Origin of the sequence: Niallia sp. FSL M8-0099, from assembly GCF_038006945.1 — a bacterium.
Taxonomy (GTDB): Bacteria; Bacillota; Bacilli; order Bacillales; family Cytobacillaceae; genus Niallia; species Niallia circulans.
Genome location: NZ_JBBOWF010000001.1, coordinates 1328107 through 1343600, shown reverse-complemented (window position 1 = coordinate 1343600; position 15494 = coordinate 1328107). Strand labels below are relative to the sequence as shown.

The window sequence follows — 15494 nt, the reverse complement described above, 5'->3', positions numbered from 1 at the left end:
CTTATTGCCAAAAAGATGTTAAAAATCTTTTTTGGGCAATAAGTCCTTTTTATTCATATTACTGGAGAGTAAGCGTTAGGGACGATTTTTATGAAACTTTGCTCTTAACGCATCATGAACAATCTTTGGGACAAGCTCCGAAATGTCTCCATCATACTTGCTGACTTCTTTCACTATACTTGAACTTAAGAAAGAATATTGATTATTTGTCATAATAAAGAATGTCTCAATATCATCTGATAGAACTCGGTTCATAGAGGTAATCTGCATTTCGTATTCAAAATCTGATACAGCTCGTAATCCTCTAATAATTGCATTCGCTTTTACACTTTTTGCATAATCAATCAAAAGTCCTTCATAGGACGACACAGAAACATTTTTAATATCTTTTGTTACTTCTCTAATTAACTCTAATCTTTCCTCTACTGAAAAAAAAGGTTTTTTGGCAGAATTATTTAATACACATATGTATACATGGTCAAATACCTTTGCTGATCGTTTAATAATATCAATATGACCATACGTTATCGGATCAAAACTACCTGGGCAAACTGCTATACTAGCCATTTCTTAGTCCTCCATACCATTTTGTAAGGAATAAATAGAAACCGCAATTATTCCGTATTTTTCATGTTTCACTTGTTGAAGTCTGCTAACTGCCTCAGGCAAAGAAATTTCCGAACCGTGTTCACAAACAATAACTCCGTCTTCCTTTAAGAGACCTGCTTCATCAATAAATGTTAGGATTTTTTCTAACTGCTGCTTTTTATATGGCGGATCTAAAAAAATATAATCGAATCTTTTTTCTCTTTTTTGTAATGCTTTTAAAGCACGATCCGCATTATTGCGATATACCTCTGCTTGACTATTTAATTTGCATATAGAAAGATTTTCTTTAATAGTATGTATCGCTTTTCCTTCTTTGTCTACAAAAATAACAAGATCCAATCCTCTACTTAAAGCTTCAATACCTAGTCCACCACTACCAGCAAATAAATCAAGGCCTTCTCCTCCTTGAAAGTATGGGCCTATCATGTTAAAGATGGCTTCTTTGACTTTATCTGTAGTAGGTCTAGTCGAGTTACCAGGCACTGCCTTCAATGGAATCCCCTTATTCTTACCGGAGACAACTCTCATTTCAATCACCACAACCCTAATTTTACTTTAACTGCTTTTACCTTCCCTATCCTACCATAAACCTTATACCGAGCCAACATTTTAAAGATTTTTTACTATTCATACCATGAATAGTTTTATTCCACCTATTAACTAAAAAAGGAGACTATCTTACTTTATCCAAAAAAAATATTTTGATTAGGTATAAGTGTTCCATGGTTGGGGATAATGTAATTAACAGCATCTATTCGAGGATGTTGTTGCCAACCGCGGAGAAGACTTACGTTTCCCCTAAGTTTTCCTCCGGTTTCTCCTCTCCCTTTACCTTCTTTCCTTATGAATAGTAAGGATGTGGAAGGAGCCTGCAGGTATTTGCCTGCAGGCTTTTTTTACTTCCCTTCTCAATTTATATGGGATTCTATAAAAGAAAAAACAGTATGTATGATGACTTAGTCGCAGAAATAATACTTCTAACTAAGCTTCCATACATACTGTTTTTAATATCTTTTTTAAGCAAGCTATTAAATTCCCATTTTATAATCATATTCTTTCGCTTTATCTGGCCGCGAATTTTCAAATTCCATTTTTAAAAATGGTTTATAGGAAGGTTCTACCTTTTTAACAAAAGAATGAGCATTTATTTTTTCCATTATGCTTTCCACGTCACTTTGGTTTGTGTAGAGCACAACATATTTTAACCTTTTGGAAATAAAATGAACATTCCCATATCTTCTTAACATTTTTGCTTGTTTTAGTGAAAATAACCAAACAATGATCCCTTGTCGTTGCCCTAGCATAATTTAACCCCTTTAAATACCATTATTTATCATAATAGCATAGGAAAAGAAAATAGAAAAGCAATGATCATCTGGATCATTGCTTTTAAGTATATTATGCAGAACAACTACAGCTTCCACCACTACCACAACCTCCGGAGCAGCCAGAAAGTTCATCAAAAAATGGATTACCTGTTGGTACTTTAATGAAAGTAGAAACAGAACGCCCAATAATAACGCTAACATCATCTAAAAGCTTTTGTAAACCATTCTCAGCTATTTTAAATGCTGCTACATTATCATCTAAATCCATCTCGCGTTTAAGCTGTCTTATTTCCATCATCACTTTTTTATATTCAGGATGATATTTTCCAAAACGCTGAACTTCTTCATATAGCTCTTTCATTTTGTTAAAAGAATGAATTTTCCGCTGTGTTTCCTTGTTTGATTGTATATTGGCCAAACAAATACGGTATTGTTCTGCAACATCTGATTCTAATATCATTTCAGCAATCTCTTCTGCTTCCTCTTGAATAAGGAGTATTTCAGTTGTCGCAAGCACGTATTCGCTCACCTCCATTTCTTATTCTACATGAAAGACACTAGAAAGAAAAGGTTTGTGATTTCCTTTTTTATCTAACTTTTAATCATTACTTGAAATGACTTTTGATATTGTGTTGTCTTATTTACTGCATCTATAACAGAAAGATTAATTGTATGGTTTCCTGCTTTCAACCCTTCGATTACAAAGGCTGCAGAAGAATATTCATACTTCTGGCCATCAACTTCTAAAAGTATTTTGCCTAATTTCCCCTGACTATCTTCTCTGAATGAATAGTCTTTTACTCTGCATTCTACAAATACTTTATTTCCCTTCACTAAATGATGCACAACCATCTTTTCCGTATCGCTAGAAGTAATAGAGGCTTGTACAGCCATATTTGGTGAGATTACATCATTTACTGCTTCCTTATGAGGTTTTACTTTTGGATCAGGGATATCATTGTGGCACCCTGTTAAAAAGAGAAAAGCAGGAATACAAATCAATCGGATTTTTTTCAACATAAACACTCCTGGTAATTTTAATAATGTTTTATTTTCGGTTAGTATTACCATTCCTGTTTGTTTTACTCGGAGTATTTATTGAATTTTAAAGACTTAGGATTGTGCATTCATTGCCTGAAACATGCTAACCATCATAGACGCCATTTGTACACCATTTGAAAACTTTTCCACATGATCTGGGATGGTTTTTTTATAATAATGAAGGGAAGCAATCTCAAAGACTTCTAACTGATTTGGATTTCTGCTTAATTCTCTATACCATTGTGGCTGTTCTCGAATAAACTGTTGCAATTCTGCATTCTGCGCAATATATTCTTTAATATTCTGTCTCATATAGTCCTCCTATTTAATCTTTCCTAAAAGAAAATGGTCCAGAAGGTTTTTGTTCAGTTGGCGCAGATGATCCACTAGAACCACTATTTGGAGCGAATTGAGAGATAACACCTTGCAACGTACCTAAAGCTTGGTTTAAGTTTGCCAAATATCCTTGGATTTGATTTTGGTCCATATTTTTTAATGTATCAACAATATTAGACATCCAGACAGTCCGATTACCTGATGCCTCTTCTTCCTTTTGGGTGGACACAGCACTTCCTTCTAATAAACCATCCCATCTAGTATCGTTCGGACCTAATAAATACCAATCCTCATATAATTCCTGTAATGTCACATTCCCACTTCTTGCCTCTTTCAATATTTTTGGGTTTGCTCTTACAAATGCTTTAAATTCTTCTACAGAAGGATGAAGTTTTTTATCAGCCATCATTATTTCACCTCTAATTTGATACATCTGCCTATATTACTTTATGATGGCTTTTAAAAAAATGTGCCTTTCTCTTTAAATTCTCTCTCAAAGCCCTATGACTAACAAGATTGGTTGAAGATAATCAAACCTGCAATGTAATTATCCCCGCCATGTAATAACTCAGGTAAAAAAACAGCCGACCACTCCTCCGCTGAGTTTGTCGACTGATTGTCTTTCTGCCCTTACCATTTTTCGATAAAATTTTGGGTATAGTATTTATCAAATACTCCTACTCCAAGATGAGTAAATTTCTCATTTAATAAACATTCACGATGACCTTTGCTATTTAGCCAACCTTCCATTACCGCGGGAGCATCTGAATACCCTGCTGCGATATTCTCTCCAGCAACTTGATAAAAGACATCCCCTGCTTTTAAACGATCCTCAAGATCACCATACTTCTCAGATGTATGAGAAAAGTTTTCCGTATCAAACATATCCTTACTATGCCCTAATGCTACTTCCGCAGTAGGCTGATCCCATTCTACTGTATTGAGCTTGAATCTTTTTCTTAATACATTCGTCATATCTAGAATTTGTCGTTCGTTTCCTTCTTGTATTGCTTCATTATTCTTCCCATTACTCTCTGTCTCTAATAATTCTCCCCGATAAACTAACTCATATGGTCTTAAATGAAGTAACGTTCGAGCATCCATATACCGAATACTTGATAAAGTACCATTAAATTTATCAAAGTATAGCTGTGCATAATAATCACCGATTTGAATGAGCGGGCGGTTATTTATTTCATCCTCCGATAATTCAAAACGGTAGGAAGAATTTTCGTAGTTAAAGCTAATATTGGTTTCAATGGGAGTCATTGTATAAATATCTCCAACTTCTTGTCCAATTTTATAAGGCGTAATATTCACTGAGCTTCCAATTGCATAAATGGTAACTACTTTGTCATCAAGAATTCCAGCTTGAAAATACTTAGAGTCATCCTTATTGAATATCCACCAGTCATATTCATAAGCGGAAGGATCAATTCTCGCTGGCTCCCCATACTTCTTTTTAAGTTCACTTGTACTCTTACCGATTAAACTCCCTAACCCTTCTTTAGGAGTTGGTAAAATTTGCGTATTTTCACTTGCCTCTTTGAGATTATCCTCTACTTTTTTAGGATGATCACCATTTTCAACTAATACATCTGGCTGATTATTATCATCAGTTATACTAAAATAGATTCCAATCGCTGATAATACTGCAATAATTATGACAGTTCTTAATAAAATTTTCAGAGGATTCCCCCCTCTCTAGCATTGTTTCTATTAATATATGTGGCTTTCTTACTAAATAGTATAACTTACTTTAAATAATTTTAATAGAATAAGTAGTTTTTCAATTATGTAAATAAAGTTGCATTTAAAACCACCCATTTCTCTCTTAGATAGCAAATAAAAAAATGCTTCTATTTTTTAGAAGCATTTTTACATTTTGATTTTAAAAACCTAATATTGCTTTAATAACAGATGTCGTTTCTCCTCCATGATAAAAAACATAGAGTAGTAAATAAACTGCTGTTCCTGTAATAGCTGTAATAAACCAAATAATACTTGTGATCGGTCCTAACTTTCGGTGCTTTGCATATTGCTGCTTATAACCTGTATATAACATAATGATTCCTAATACAGCACCTATTGTTGCCAAGGTGATATGAAAAATAAGAAATATAGTATAGTAAATCTTAATATCATCTGGTCCTCCAAAAGAAGTGTTACCAATAAAAATCGTTCTTGATGCATAAATGATGAAAAAGATTACAGCAAAAATCGCTGCAAATAACATGACAGTCTGGTGTTGTTGTCTTTTTTTCTGCTTAATTAATCCCCAACCAATCGCTACAAAAATGGCACTTAAAATAATAAACGTAGTACTTATTGTCGGCAATATCGGTAATGTAAATTCCATTTAGCTACCCACTCCATAAAGTATTTACCTCTTTGTTTAACAAACTCCCAAAGTTCCTTTTTTCCATAAGACTGGTTCACAAATTTAGTGTAGGTGACCAAAGCAACCTTGAATGCACACCCTCGATCTTTCTATGAAAGTGAGCTTTGCTTGATCTCCTCTGTCTCACTAATCCCACCGACGTCTATATGTATTCAGACTCCTCCGAATTTCAGGATATTAAATGTTTCTTATTGGAAAAAGCATCAAGCTTTAACCAATAAGAAATCAACCATTATTCTCCTGGAATGTTCTCCCCTAAAAACAAATCCTTTTTAGAATAATGTAAATACTACCATTGAGACAAATAATATTGTTAAATATTGAATAGAATAAATGAACATTGCTGTTGCCCATTTGTATTCATCTTGCTTTTTACTTGCACGTATTCCAGTAATAACCCAACCGATATTTAATAATGTTGCTAATATTAAAAATGGAATACCGATTTGGTATAACAAAAATGGCAGTGGAAATAAAGCAATAATCCATATATACGTATGCCTTTTTGCTACCTCAAAACCTTTAACAACAGGGAGCATTGGGATTCCTGCTGCTCGGTACTCTTCTGCTCTTCGAATTGCTAAAGAATAAAAATGTGGCGGCTGCCAAACAAACATAATTAAAAACAAGCTCCAAGCAATAACATGAAGGCCAGGATCAATGGCAGCCCATCCAATTAGTGGTGGAAATGCTCCTGAAAAGCTTCCTATTACGGTGTTAGATACTAGTCGACGCTTTGTCCACATAGTATAGACAACGACATAGCTAAATGCCCCGATTAAAGCAATGACAGTTGCAGTTATTGTCGTTAATAATAAGAATAAAGTACCAATGAAGAGAAAACTAAAACCTAAAACAGCAACTTTTGCAGGCTTCACTTTTCCTGTTACTGTCGGTCTTGTCTTCGTTCTTTCCATTAATGGATCAATATCACGATCGATAAAATTATTTAATACACAGGAACCTGCCATAATTAAGCCTGATCCGATTAGTGTATATAATACTGTATCAATTCGCTCTAAAAACTTTGCATCTGTGAAAACTATTGCAAGCCAGATTCCAGTAAATACAGTGATTAAATTTGAATTTACGATTCCTATTTTAATTAATGCGAGAAAATCCTTCCACGCACTTGTTTCTGATTGTTGATTCGTCAATTTGGCCTCAGGATAAACGCGAGAATTAGCCATTTGATCATGCTCCCCTTTCATTACATAGAAAAAGATATCATACTATATAAAATACCGTTCGTTTCATTGTGTCATTATTCACATTTAAACATCATAGCAATGTTAAAAAAGACTCTTTTGCTATTAAACCATATTTTCATGAATATTTCTCTCTTTTTACGCTAAAAACTTCAGTTGTCACATTATTGGTAAACTTTAACATTCCTCACATCATATTCGAAAGCGTTTTACAAACAAAAAGACACTCTATATATTATAGCCTTTTTTAGCAAGGAAGCAAATGAATCAACCTCTTTCCAATAGCATTCATCTATAAAAAAGATAAAAAACCAAAATCCTGATACGAAATACTTTAATATCTTCGTAAATGATTTTGGTTTTTCTTCAGCTGGAAAACTTATATCCCAGCCATTATTATCTAATTGATTAAAAATGACGGTTTGGCCGTACAAAACCTGAAGTAGGCTGCTTTTTCACTGCTATTTCTGCAACATTCTCTTCTTTATGCTTATAAACTCTTTCATATTTAACGAACATAGAAACATTAACAAGAATCCCCATACCTATGGACAATTGTAATAAAGACGATCCCCCGTAACTAATAAAAGGTAACGGGACACCTGTTAATGGTATTAATCCAGAAACTCCTCCAATATTGATAAAAGCTTGGATTCCTATCATACTGGAAATACCGATTGCTAATAAGCTTCCAAATGGATCTTTACACTTTAGTCCTGTATAAATCCCTCTTAAAACAATATAGCTTAGTCCTACCACTACAAAGCCTACACCAAAAATCCCCAATTCTTCAGCAATTACTGCCATAATAAAATCAGTGTGACCATCTGTTAAGTAACCCAGTTTTTGAACACCTTGACCCAAGCCTAGCCCTTTTAGACCACCAGATCCAATAGCAATAAGAGAGTTACTCATATGGTAACCAGATTCTTGTACAACATCTTCAGCAAAAGGGGAATCCAGAAAAACAAAGATTCTCGCCATTTGCTTTTCAGTGAAAATGCTTTTTCCTGCTAGCTGGAGGATTAAAACAAGTAATAATAGAAACGCCAAGCCAATCAGCACTAACTTGGACAAGTTTTTCCAGTTCATTCCTGAACATAAAATAACCGTAGCACCAATCATAAAAATAATCGCTGCCGTACCAAAATCTGGCTGAAGAATAATCAATGCACAAACAATAACCAAATATGCTAGCGGGGGAACAACTCCCCGATTAAACTCATTTATATACGCCTGCTTTTTAGAGTAAATTGCTGATAAATAAATAATCACAGCCAATTTAACAAACTCAGCTGGCTGAAGACTAGCTGTTCCAACTTTATACCAGCTTTGCGCATTTCCAAAAACACTACCGAATAAAAAGATTCCACCTAAAAAAATAATTGAGCCAAATACCATTGGTACTAATATTTTATTGCTTAACAATGCCTTATATGGAAAAATAGCTACTATCACAAAAGCAATCAAGGCAATGATAATATATTTTAGTTGTCTTTTATAAAAAAAATCACTGCTGTCTTCTCCATAATATTGGACTGCCGAAACCATGCTGGCACTATAAATCATAATCAATCCAAATAGAATTAAAAGTACCATTGCTATAATTAATGTATAATCATACGATTTTAATATCTTCTTTATCATTCAACCGCATCCCTTATTCAATCTCCTCATTTAGAGTATTCGTTATGTCTTATCTTTTTCCTGCTGAAAAGGATAAACTTCTAATTTTCATTCTCTTAAAATATTGGGCCGTCTTCTGTTATTTTTGCTAATTATCATAACAAATTACTTATTTTTATCGCTGCTTACGGTCCATTAATAAGTCACTACAAGCTTATGAGATCAAGTGCTTTTGTTCGTATGTACTTCCCTTATTTATAAATAATACACATAGCCACTAAAAAAACTCAAACAATACATGCTTTTGTTTGAGTTTACTTTTTATTTTCTTATAGATGCTTCGTGCAAAATCGATAGCTCTTTTTCCAATTCATCTAAAATTTTCTTACCAACCTGTTCTTCTACTAAACCTAATCGAATAGCAAAATCTATCTCTTTAGACAATCCATACATTTGCGTATCCAAAACCTCTTCATATAGAGGGCATTGTGGCATTGTTAAATTATCCATCTGAACTTTAATTAGTTTTAATATTTTTTCAGCATCTGCTTTCAATAACTCATTTGCTTTTTCTTTATGATTAATAATCATTTCAGAAGTCAATCCTATCCCCCCGTTTCCGAGCGATTATCCTATCTATAAAGTTTAAACTCAACCTAGAAAAATTGCAAGAACAATCCCTTTTAAAAAATTTAAAAGTTTACATTCTATCATCTCAAATGACAGAAAGACAAGAAAAAGCTATACTTAACGTAACAACTGTTTTAATCTGCCAATTAAAATTTAGCCGATATAAAATATTTTCTTTTAGAAGCAGCTACTAATTTGCAGAATTTTTTATACATAACAAAGAACACGTTTACGGAGGAGATATAAAATGAATAGTATTATTCAAGTTTCTGGGTTGGTAAATTTTCCGATTACTATTGATCCTACTGTCTGGATCTTTGATGATCGAAAACAATCAGCTGATACGGTATTTGCCCCAGTTGAAGTAAAGGACGAATTAGAAGCGTATACAAAAGAAGCCTCCAAACACTGGGATCAAGAGATTACAGAGGGAGCCAAAGCCCCAGAGCAATCCACAAAAACCTATAAAAAAGTGGAAATGCTAACCGGTACCTTCTATATGGCTTTAGCTCCCTTTATAAAAAATGCAGAACCGCAGGAAGAGGCAACAACTCTTTTAATCACAACAGAAGAGGCAGAATATGCGATTCCTTTAGAAGAAATCGATTCGATCTTCTTATTATTTTGCGTAAAAGGAAAACCGCTTACAGAAGATGGTCCTGTACATATTTTTGATCAAACAAAAGGCCCAGATCAAACCCCTATCAAAAATATCAGAGCATTTAAAATTACATAATGTCTTCATCCATACCTACGCCATCTAGCTATTGGCAGATGGCGTAACAATGTTTTACTCTAAATTATAATAAATCTGCGGCAAGCTGCGCTAAAGAAGATCTTTCCCCTTTAACTAGTTTTACATGACCTGCTAGCGGCTGGTCTTTAAAACGTTCTACTACATAGCTTAATCCATTATTAAAAGCATCTAAATAGGGATGATCAATTTGTTCAGGATCTCCCATCAAAACAATCTTACTACCTTCTCCAACCCTTGTTAAAATTGTTTTCACTTCATGCTTCGTTAGGTTTTGGGCCTCATCAATAATAATAAACTGGTCTGGAATACTTCTTCCTCTAATGTACGTTAATGCCTCCACTTCAATAGATCCCATTCCAGCCAGAATTGCTTCTAACTCTCCTGGTTTCTTTGTATTAAACAAATACTCAAGATTATCAAAAATAGGCTGCATCCACGGACGTAATTTTTCTTCCTTTTCTCCAGGTAGAAAACCTAAATCCTTCCCCATCGGTACAATCGGTCTTGCCACTAATAGTTTTTTGTAGTCTCCAAAATCTTCTGTCTGCATTAATCCAGATGCTAATGCCAATAGTGTTTTCCCTGTACCTGCTTTTCCTATTAATGTCACTAATGGCATATCTTTTTTTAATAGCATTTCAATTGCCATCGTTTGCTGCACATTTCTTGGACGGATTCCCCAAATATGCTCATGATCGAACACTAGCTTTTTAACAAACTTCCGCGATGAATCCACAATTGCTAATGCAGAAGAGGAAGATCCCAATACATCCTTTAAAATAAGAAACTGATTTGGATAGTAATTGCCATTCCCAATTTCCGTAATCGGGAGTTGACCATTTTCATAAAAGTTATTCAACACATCTATGGTTACTTGTACATCCATAAAACCAGTATATAAATGTTCATTTTCTACTACTCGATCACTTAAAAAATCCTCACTCTTCAAACCAATTGCATCTGCTTTTACACGGACAAGTGTATCTTTACTAACAAGAATAACGGTTCGTCCATTTTCTTTTTTACTTTCTTCTATTGATAAATTTTTTGCGACTGCTAATATGCGATTATCATTTGTTTTTTCTACAAATATTTCTTGGAGTTCGTGAAAAGAACGGTGATTTAATTCTATCCGTAAAGTTCCACCATTCTCCAATGGAATTTTATCGTGCAACTTTCCTGACTCTCTTAAGTTATCGATCAATCTAGATATTTGCCTTGCGTTCCTTCCGATTTCATCCATGTACCGTTTTTTGCTGTCTACCTCTTCTAAAGCTACTGCTGGAATTACTACATCATTGTCACTAAAAGAAAAAATAGAATAAGGATCTTGTAACAAGACATTTGTATCCAATACGTAAATTTTACTCAAACCGATGCCCCCTGCTCTAAAACGTCATATATTGCTGCACTTATCCGTGTAACGGAAAGAACCTTGGTAAAATATATGTTTTACCGCATAAAGATAGAAGATATTTTGCACAATAAAGAAAGAGGAAGTGTAAAAAATCGTAAAAATGCTCATTTCCACCTACAAATCAGGGAAATGTACACTTTTAAATGTAGTTCTTCAATATTAAAGGAGGGAATTTTATGAAAAAATGGTTTTTCTTCATCGCAGTCCTTTTTCTTCTTGCAGGATGTACAAATAATAACGCAGAAAATAACCAGCAATCTGAGAATAGAGAAAACAGCCCTCAAGTTACAAATGTAAAAAATTCTACCAACCAAAGGGTTGACCGGAAGACTGGACAGGATATCGCCAAAAGGCTCGTAGCTCTTGCAACAAGCATTGATAATGTTAATGATGCAACAGCGGTAGTAATCGGTAAATATGCGCTCGTAGGAATTGATATCAACGCAGACTTAGATCGTTCTGAGGTTGGTTCAATAAAATATGCGGTAGCCGAGAGTTTAAAAAACGATCCTGATGGCGCTAATGCTGTTGTCATTGCCGACCCTGACATTAATGCAAGACTGAAAGAAATTGGGGAAGATATTCAAAACGGAAAGCCTATTCAAGGCATATTCAATGAATTAGCTGATATTAGCGGCAGACTTATCCCAGAGGTACCAGCGGATATGATTCGAAATGAGCCAGATAGAGATCTCAAAAAACCAGATGAAAAATTGAATGATAAAGAAGAAAAAGAGTTGAAAAATGACCAAGATGAACAATCAAATAATCATATAAGAGATTAAAATTCGATTTTCTATATGATTATATATTATAATGTGCCTATAATCTATTTTATGATTAGAGGTGCAAGTATTGAAAGTTAAATGTGTGATATGTGATAAAATTGAAGATATAGACGAAAACTCCTTTCAGGCAAAACGACTACGAAATCGCCCAATTCATACGTATATGTGTAATGAGTGTGACGATAGAATCGCCAAAAACACAAAAAAAAGAATCGATTCGGGTAACTTTGTTCTTTATCAAAACAAAACTCAAGAAGATGATTGGTAAGTAGACAAGCATTTTAAATAAAAAGAAGATCTTTTACCTAAGGTCTTCTTTTTTATATGTTCTTCTCTTTTAAACGCATCATTAATGCTGGCATTATCTCTTCACTTTCAATAACGATGGCTGTTAACCCTAGATCTGTTTTCGTTTCATGCCATTCCTTTTTATCCCAGTATACCGCATCTCCACTTCTAACTTGAAACCATTCATTCTTTTCTCCTCGAACATAGCCTACGCCGCTAACGATTAACAGAAGTTGTGGTATTACAGCTTGATGTAAACCAATAATCCCATTTTCTTCAAGATACATACATCCAATATGAGCTTCTTTCTTAGTTTCCACTATACGACTCATAATAAAATAGGAATTATATTGAGTGATTTGCTTACCATACTCTTTATTAAATTGAAAAATTTTCATTCTATTCCTCCCTTTCCTTTATTTACTAATTATAAATTAGAGATGGGTTGAAGAAAACACCTAATTTATTTTTGAAATATGTGCTTGTATTACGATTGGAGATTGGGTTTAACTTATGAGAGCTACGAGAGATGGTCTCCATGACCTTTTACTCTGATTTCTTTGTCCTCCATTTCCTTGATGAACGCCATTTTCTGCTCTCCCCATACTGAATGTGGCTTTCATTCCCTCGATGAACACCATTTTCTACACTCTCCATGCTGAATGTAGCTTTCATTTCCTCGATGAACACCATTCTTCTGCTCTCCCCATACTGAATGTGGCTTTCATTCCCTCGATGAACACCATTTTCTACACTCCCAATGCTGAATGTGGCTTTCATTTCCTCGATGAACACCATTCTTCTTCTCTCCCAATGCAAAAACGGAGTTCATTTCCTCCATGAACTCCGTTTCCCTCTCTCACAATTCAAAATAATGAACCCTATTCTTCCAACTTGCTTACAGTCACTGAGGACTCTTCTTTGTTCACACTCACTTTAGTTTTCCTTGCTTGCATTCTCAGTCATATTCCACACCTCCACTCTACTGAATACAAAAAAAGAAGCCATCAATAGATGACTTCCTTATCTTTTATTATTCAGCAGATTTTTTCTTCTTGCCAGCTCTTTCACGTTCTGCTTTATTTAAGATTTTTTTGCGTAAGCGAATAGATTCAGGAGTTACTTCACAATACTCATCTTCGTTCAAGTATTCTAAAGATTCCTCTAAAGTCATAATTCTTGGTTTTTTCATTGTTGCCGTTTGGTCTTTGTTTGCTGAACGGATGTTTGTTGCTTGTTTTACTTTTGTGATATTAACAGTAATGTCATTTTCACGAGTATGCTCCCCAACAATCATTCCTTCGTAAATTTCTGTTCCAGCTTCTACAAAGATAATTCCACGGTCTTCTACTTGCATAATTCCATAAGTAGATGATTTTCCAGACTCCATGCTTACTAATACACCTTGACGACGTCCACCAACTTGACCTGATGCCATTGGTTGATAGCTATCAAATGTATGGTTGATGATACCATAACCGCGTGTTAATGTTAAGAATTCAGTGGTATAACCAATTAGTCCACGAGCAGGTACGTTAAAGATTAAACGAACTTGTCCATTACCATTGTTAATCATATCTAACATTTCACCTTTACGAGCACCAATAGATTCCATAACTGCACCTGTATGCTCTTCAGGTACATCAATTTGTACACGTTCAATTGGCTCACAACGAACACCATCAATTGTTTTAACGATAACTTCAGGTTTTGACACTTGAAGCTCGTAACCTTCACGACGCATATTTTCTATCAAGATAGATAAATGAAGCTCCCCACGTCCTGATACTGTCCATGCATCTGGTGAATCTGTATTTTCAACACGTAAACTTACATCTGTTTCTAATTGTGCACGCAATCTTTCTTCAATTTTTCTTGAAGTTAAATATTTACCTTCTTTACCTGCGAAAGGAGAGTTGTTAACTAAGAATGTCATTTGCAGAGTTGGTTCATCAATACGTAAAACTGGAAGTGCCTCTTGGTGTTCAAACGGACATACTGTCTCACCAACGTTAATATCTTCCATTCCTGATACTGCGATTAAATCCCCAGCATATGCTTCTTCGATTTCTTGACGCTTCAATCCGAAGAAACCAAAGATTTTGGTTACACGGAACTGCTTAACTGTTCCATCTAATTTCATTAACGCTACTTGCTGTCCAACCTTCATCGTACCGCGGAATACACGGCCGATACCGATTCTTCCAACATAATCGTTGTAATCTAAAAGAGCTACTTGGAATTGTAAAGGCTCTTCACGATTATCAACTGGTGCAGGAATATGATCAACAATTGCATCATATAATGATTGCATGTTTTCATCTTGTTTTTCAGGATTTGTGCTAGCAGTACCATTAATAGCAGATGCGTAGATAACAGGGAATTCTAATTGTTCTTCTGTTGCATCTAACTCAATAAATAAATCTAATACTTCATCAATAACCTCAGCAGGACGAGCAAAGTCACGGTCAATTTTGTTAACAACAACAATTGGAGTTAAGTTTTGCTCTAAAGCTTTTTTTAAAACGAAACGTGTTTGAGGCATACAACCTTCATATGCATCAACAACTAGTAGAACACCATCAACCATTTTCATAATACGCTCTACTTCTCCACCAAAATCAGCATGTCCTGGTGTGTCTAGGATATTAATACGTTTATCTTTATATTGAATAGCAGTATTTTTCGCTAATATTGTTATTCCACGTTCTCTTTCTAAATCGTTGGAATCCATTGCACGTTCTTCCACATGTTCATTTGTACGGAATGTGCCGGATTGTTTTAACAGCTGGTCAACCAATGTAGTTTTACCATGGTCAACGTGAGCAATAATAGCAATATTACGAATATCTTCTCTAATTTTCAAAAATTTCACTCCTACCTAAATATGTCTATCTGGATTAATTTATTTTTTTAATAATATTATAACTGAGTCATTATATCACATAATTTCACAGAAACCTAAAACCTTTTATAAAAATAACAAATGTAAACGTTATTATTACAAAATAATTTATTTTAGCATCAATTTACGCTTAAATATAACAATTTATTTACATTATCGC

At 34.4% G+C, this 15494-nt stretch carries 19 protein-coding genes; 3 read left to right on the top strand and 16 right to left on the bottom strand.

Translation table 11 applies throughout. The features are described from left to right. Nucleotides 1–75 precede the first annotated feature (75 nt). The 12 genes from coaD to NSQ92_RS06205 all read right to left on the bottom strand — a co-directional run bounded on the left by coaD (nt 76) and on the right by NSQ92_RS06205 (nt 9152). Nucleotides 76–567 (bottom strand): pantetheine-phosphate adenylyltransferase, encoded by a 492-nt coding sequence (gene coaD / locus NSQ92_RS06260; RefSeq protein ID WP_095257605.1) that lies wholly within the window; start codon nt 565–567, stop codon nt 76–78. A 3-nt stretch (nt 568–570) separates the two neighbouring features. Continuing rightward, nucleotides 571–1137: a 16S rRNA (guanine(966)-N(2))-methyltransferase RsmD gene (rsmD, locus tag NSQ92_RS06255; RefSeq protein ID WP_047939890.1), complete on the bottom strand. Its 567-nt coding sequence runs from the start codon at nt 1135–1137 to the stop codon at nt 571–573. Nucleotides 1138–1637: 500 nt separating this feature from the next. Beyond that, nucleotides 1638–1913, bottom strand: coding sequence for a YlbG family protein (locus NSQ92_RS06250; protein WP_047939889.1), 276 nt, complete (start codon nt 1911–1913; stop codon nt 1638–1640). A gap of 94 nt (nt 1914–2007) precedes the next feature. Continuing rightward, the gene (locus tag NSQ92_RS06245; RefSeq protein ID WP_047939888.1) at nt 2008–2454 is read right to left on the bottom strand and encodes a YlbF family regulator; all 447 of its coding nucleotides are present in this window, start codon (nt 2452–2454) and stop codon (nt 2008–2010) included. 74 nt (nt 2455–2528) lie between these two features. After that, nucleotides 2529–2957, bottom strand: coding sequence for a hypothetical protein (locus NSQ92_RS06240; protein ID WP_341152481.1), 429 nt, complete (start codon nt 2955–2957; stop codon nt 2529–2531). 93 nt (nt 2958–3050) lie between these two features. After that, nucleotides 3051–3290, bottom strand: coding sequence for a YlbE-like family protein (locus tag NSQ92_RS06235; RefSeq protein ID WP_047939887.1), 240 nt, complete (start codon nt 3288–3290; stop codon nt 3051–3053). Between the two features lie 13 nt (nt 3291–3303). Continuing rightward, on the bottom strand, nt 3304–3723 hold the full coding sequence (locus tag NSQ92_RS06230; RefSeq protein ID WP_235844434.1) for a YlbD family protein: 420 nt from the start codon (nt 3721–3723) through the stop codon (nt 3304–3306). 221 nt (nt 3724–3944) lie between these two features. Further along, the gene (locus tag NSQ92_RS06225) at nt 3945–4802 is read right to left on the bottom strand and encodes a CAP domain-containing protein (RefSeq protein ID WP_268874792.1); all 858 of its coding nucleotides are present in this window, start codon (nt 4800–4802) and stop codon (nt 3945–3947) included. A gap of 403 nt (nt 4803–5205) precedes the next feature. Then, a complete protein-coding gene (locus NSQ92_RS06220) occupies nt 5206–5673 on the bottom strand; it encodes a DUF420 domain-containing protein (protein WP_047939884.1) in 468 nt (155 codons plus the stop codon). A 314-nt stretch (nt 5674–5987) separates the two neighbouring features. After that, entirely contained in the window at nt 5988–6905 is a 918-nt protein-coding gene (gene cyoE / locus NSQ92_RS06215) for a heme o synthase (protein ID WP_061796789.1), read from the bottom strand. Nucleotides 6906–7331: 426 nt separating this feature from the next. Then, nucleotides 7332–8570, bottom strand: a complete 1239-nt coding sequence (locus NSQ92_RS06210) for an FtsW/RodA/SpoVE family cell cycle protein (protein WP_047939882.1) — start codon at nt 8568–8570, stop codon at nt 7332–7334. Nucleotides 8571–8870: 300 nt separating this feature from the next. Continuing rightward, nucleotides 8871–9152, bottom strand: a complete 282-nt coding sequence (locus NSQ92_RS06205) for a YlaN family protein (RefSeq protein WP_016200976.1) — start codon at nt 9150–9152, stop codon at nt 8871–8873. 274 nt (nt 9153–9426) lie between these two features. Here NSQ92_RS06205 and NSQ92_RS06200 point away from each other — a divergent pair, with 274 nt between their 5' ends. Further along, entirely contained in the window at nt 9427–9915 is a 489-nt protein-coding gene (locus NSQ92_RS06200; RefSeq protein WP_172866629.1) for a peptidyl-prolyl cis-trans isomerase, read from the top strand. A 64-nt stretch (nt 9916–9979) separates the two neighbouring features. On the opposite strand, the gene NSQ92_RS06195 is transcribed toward NSQ92_RS06200, so the two are convergent. After that, entirely contained in the window at nt 9980–11308 is a 1329-nt protein-coding gene (locus tag NSQ92_RS06195; protein WP_047939880.1) for a PhoH family protein, read from the bottom strand. Between the two features lie 221 nt (nt 11309–11529). Between NSQ92_RS06195 and NSQ92_RS06190 the strand changes: the two genes are divergently transcribed. Continuing rightward, nucleotides 11530–12138, top strand: coding sequence for a YhcN/YlaJ family sporulation lipoprotein (locus NSQ92_RS06190; protein WP_047939879.1), 609 nt, complete (start codon nt 11530–11532; stop codon nt 12136–12138). 70 nt (nt 12139–12208) lie between these two features. Continuing rightward, entirely contained in the window at nt 12209–12409 is a 201-nt protein-coding gene (locus NSQ92_RS06185; RefSeq protein WP_047939878.1) for a YlaI family protein, read from the top strand. Between the two features lie 52 nt (nt 12410–12461). Here the strand turns inward: NSQ92_RS06185 and NSQ92_RS06180 are convergent, their stop codons facing one another. The 3 genes from NSQ92_RS06180 to typA form a co-directional block, all read right to left on the bottom strand. Continuing rightward, on the bottom strand, nt 12462–12827 hold the full coding sequence (locus NSQ92_RS06180) for a cupin (RefSeq protein ID WP_047939877.1): 366 nt from the start codon (nt 12825–12827) through the stop codon (nt 12462–12464). Nucleotides 12828–12975: 148 nt separating this feature from the next. After that, nucleotides 12976–13227 carry a hypothetical protein gene (locus NSQ92_RS06175; protein WP_095319915.1) on the bottom strand — a complete coding sequence of 84 codons (252 nt, stop codon included), beginning with the start codon at nt 13225–13227 and terminating at the stop codon, nt 12976–12978. A 235-nt stretch (nt 13228–13462) separates the two neighbouring features. Further along, a complete protein-coding gene (gene typA / locus NSQ92_RS06170) occupies nt 13463–15295 on the bottom strand; it encodes a translational GTPase TypA (RefSeq protein ID WP_047943005.1) in 1833 nt (610 codons plus the stop codon). Nucleotides 15296–15494 lie beyond the last annotated feature (199 nt).

Coding starts and splice junctions, on each gene's coding strand:
- coaD (WP_095257605.1), bottom strand. CDS start 567: ATGGCTAGTATAGCAGTTTGCCCAGGTAGTTTTGATCCGATAACGTAT.
- rsmD (WP_047939890.1), bottom strand. CDS start 1,137: ATGAGAGTTGTCTCCGGTAAGAATAAGGGGATTCCATTGAAGGCAGTG.
- NSQ92_RS06250 (WP_047939889.1), bottom strand. CDS start 1,913: ATGCTAGGGCAACGACAAGGGATCATTGTTTGGTTATTTTCACTAAAA.
- NSQ92_RS06240 (WP_341152481.1), bottom strand. CDS start 2,957: ATGTTGAAAAAAATCCGATTGATTTGTATTCCTGCTTTTCTCTTTTTA.
- NSQ92_RS06235 (WP_047939887.1), bottom strand. CDS start 3,290: ATGAGACAGAATATTAAAGAATATATTGCGCAGAATGCAGAATTGCAA.
- NSQ92_RS06230 (WP_235844434.1), bottom strand. CDS start 3,723: ATGATGGCTGATAAAAAACTTCATCCTTCTGTAGAAGAATTTAAAGCA.
- NSQ92_RS06220 (WP_047939884.1), bottom strand. CDS start 5,673: ATGGAATTTACATTACCGATATTGCCGACAATAAGTACTACGTTTATT.
- cyoE (WP_061796789.1), bottom strand. CDS start 6,905: ATGGCTAATTCTCGCGTTTATCCTGAGGCCAAATTGACGAATCAACAA.
- NSQ92_RS06210 (WP_047939882.1), bottom strand. CDS start 8,570: ATGATAAAGAAGATATTAAAATCGTATGATTATACATTAATTATAGCA.
- NSQ92_RS06200 (WP_172866629.1), top strand. CDS start 9,427: ATGAATAGTATTATTCAAGTTTCTGGGTTGGTAAATTTTCCGATTACT.
- NSQ92_RS06190 (WP_047939879.1), top strand. CDS start 11,530: ATGAAAAAATGGTTTTTCTTCATCGCAGTCCTTTTTCTTCTTGCAGGA.
- NSQ92_RS06180 (WP_047939877.1), bottom strand. CDS start 12,827: ATGAAAATTTTTCAATTTAATAAAGAGTATGGTAAGCAAATCACTCAA.
- NSQ92_RS06175 (WP_095319915.1), bottom strand. CDS start 13,227: ATGGTGTTCATCGAGGAAATGAAAGCCACATTCAGCATTGGGAGTGTA.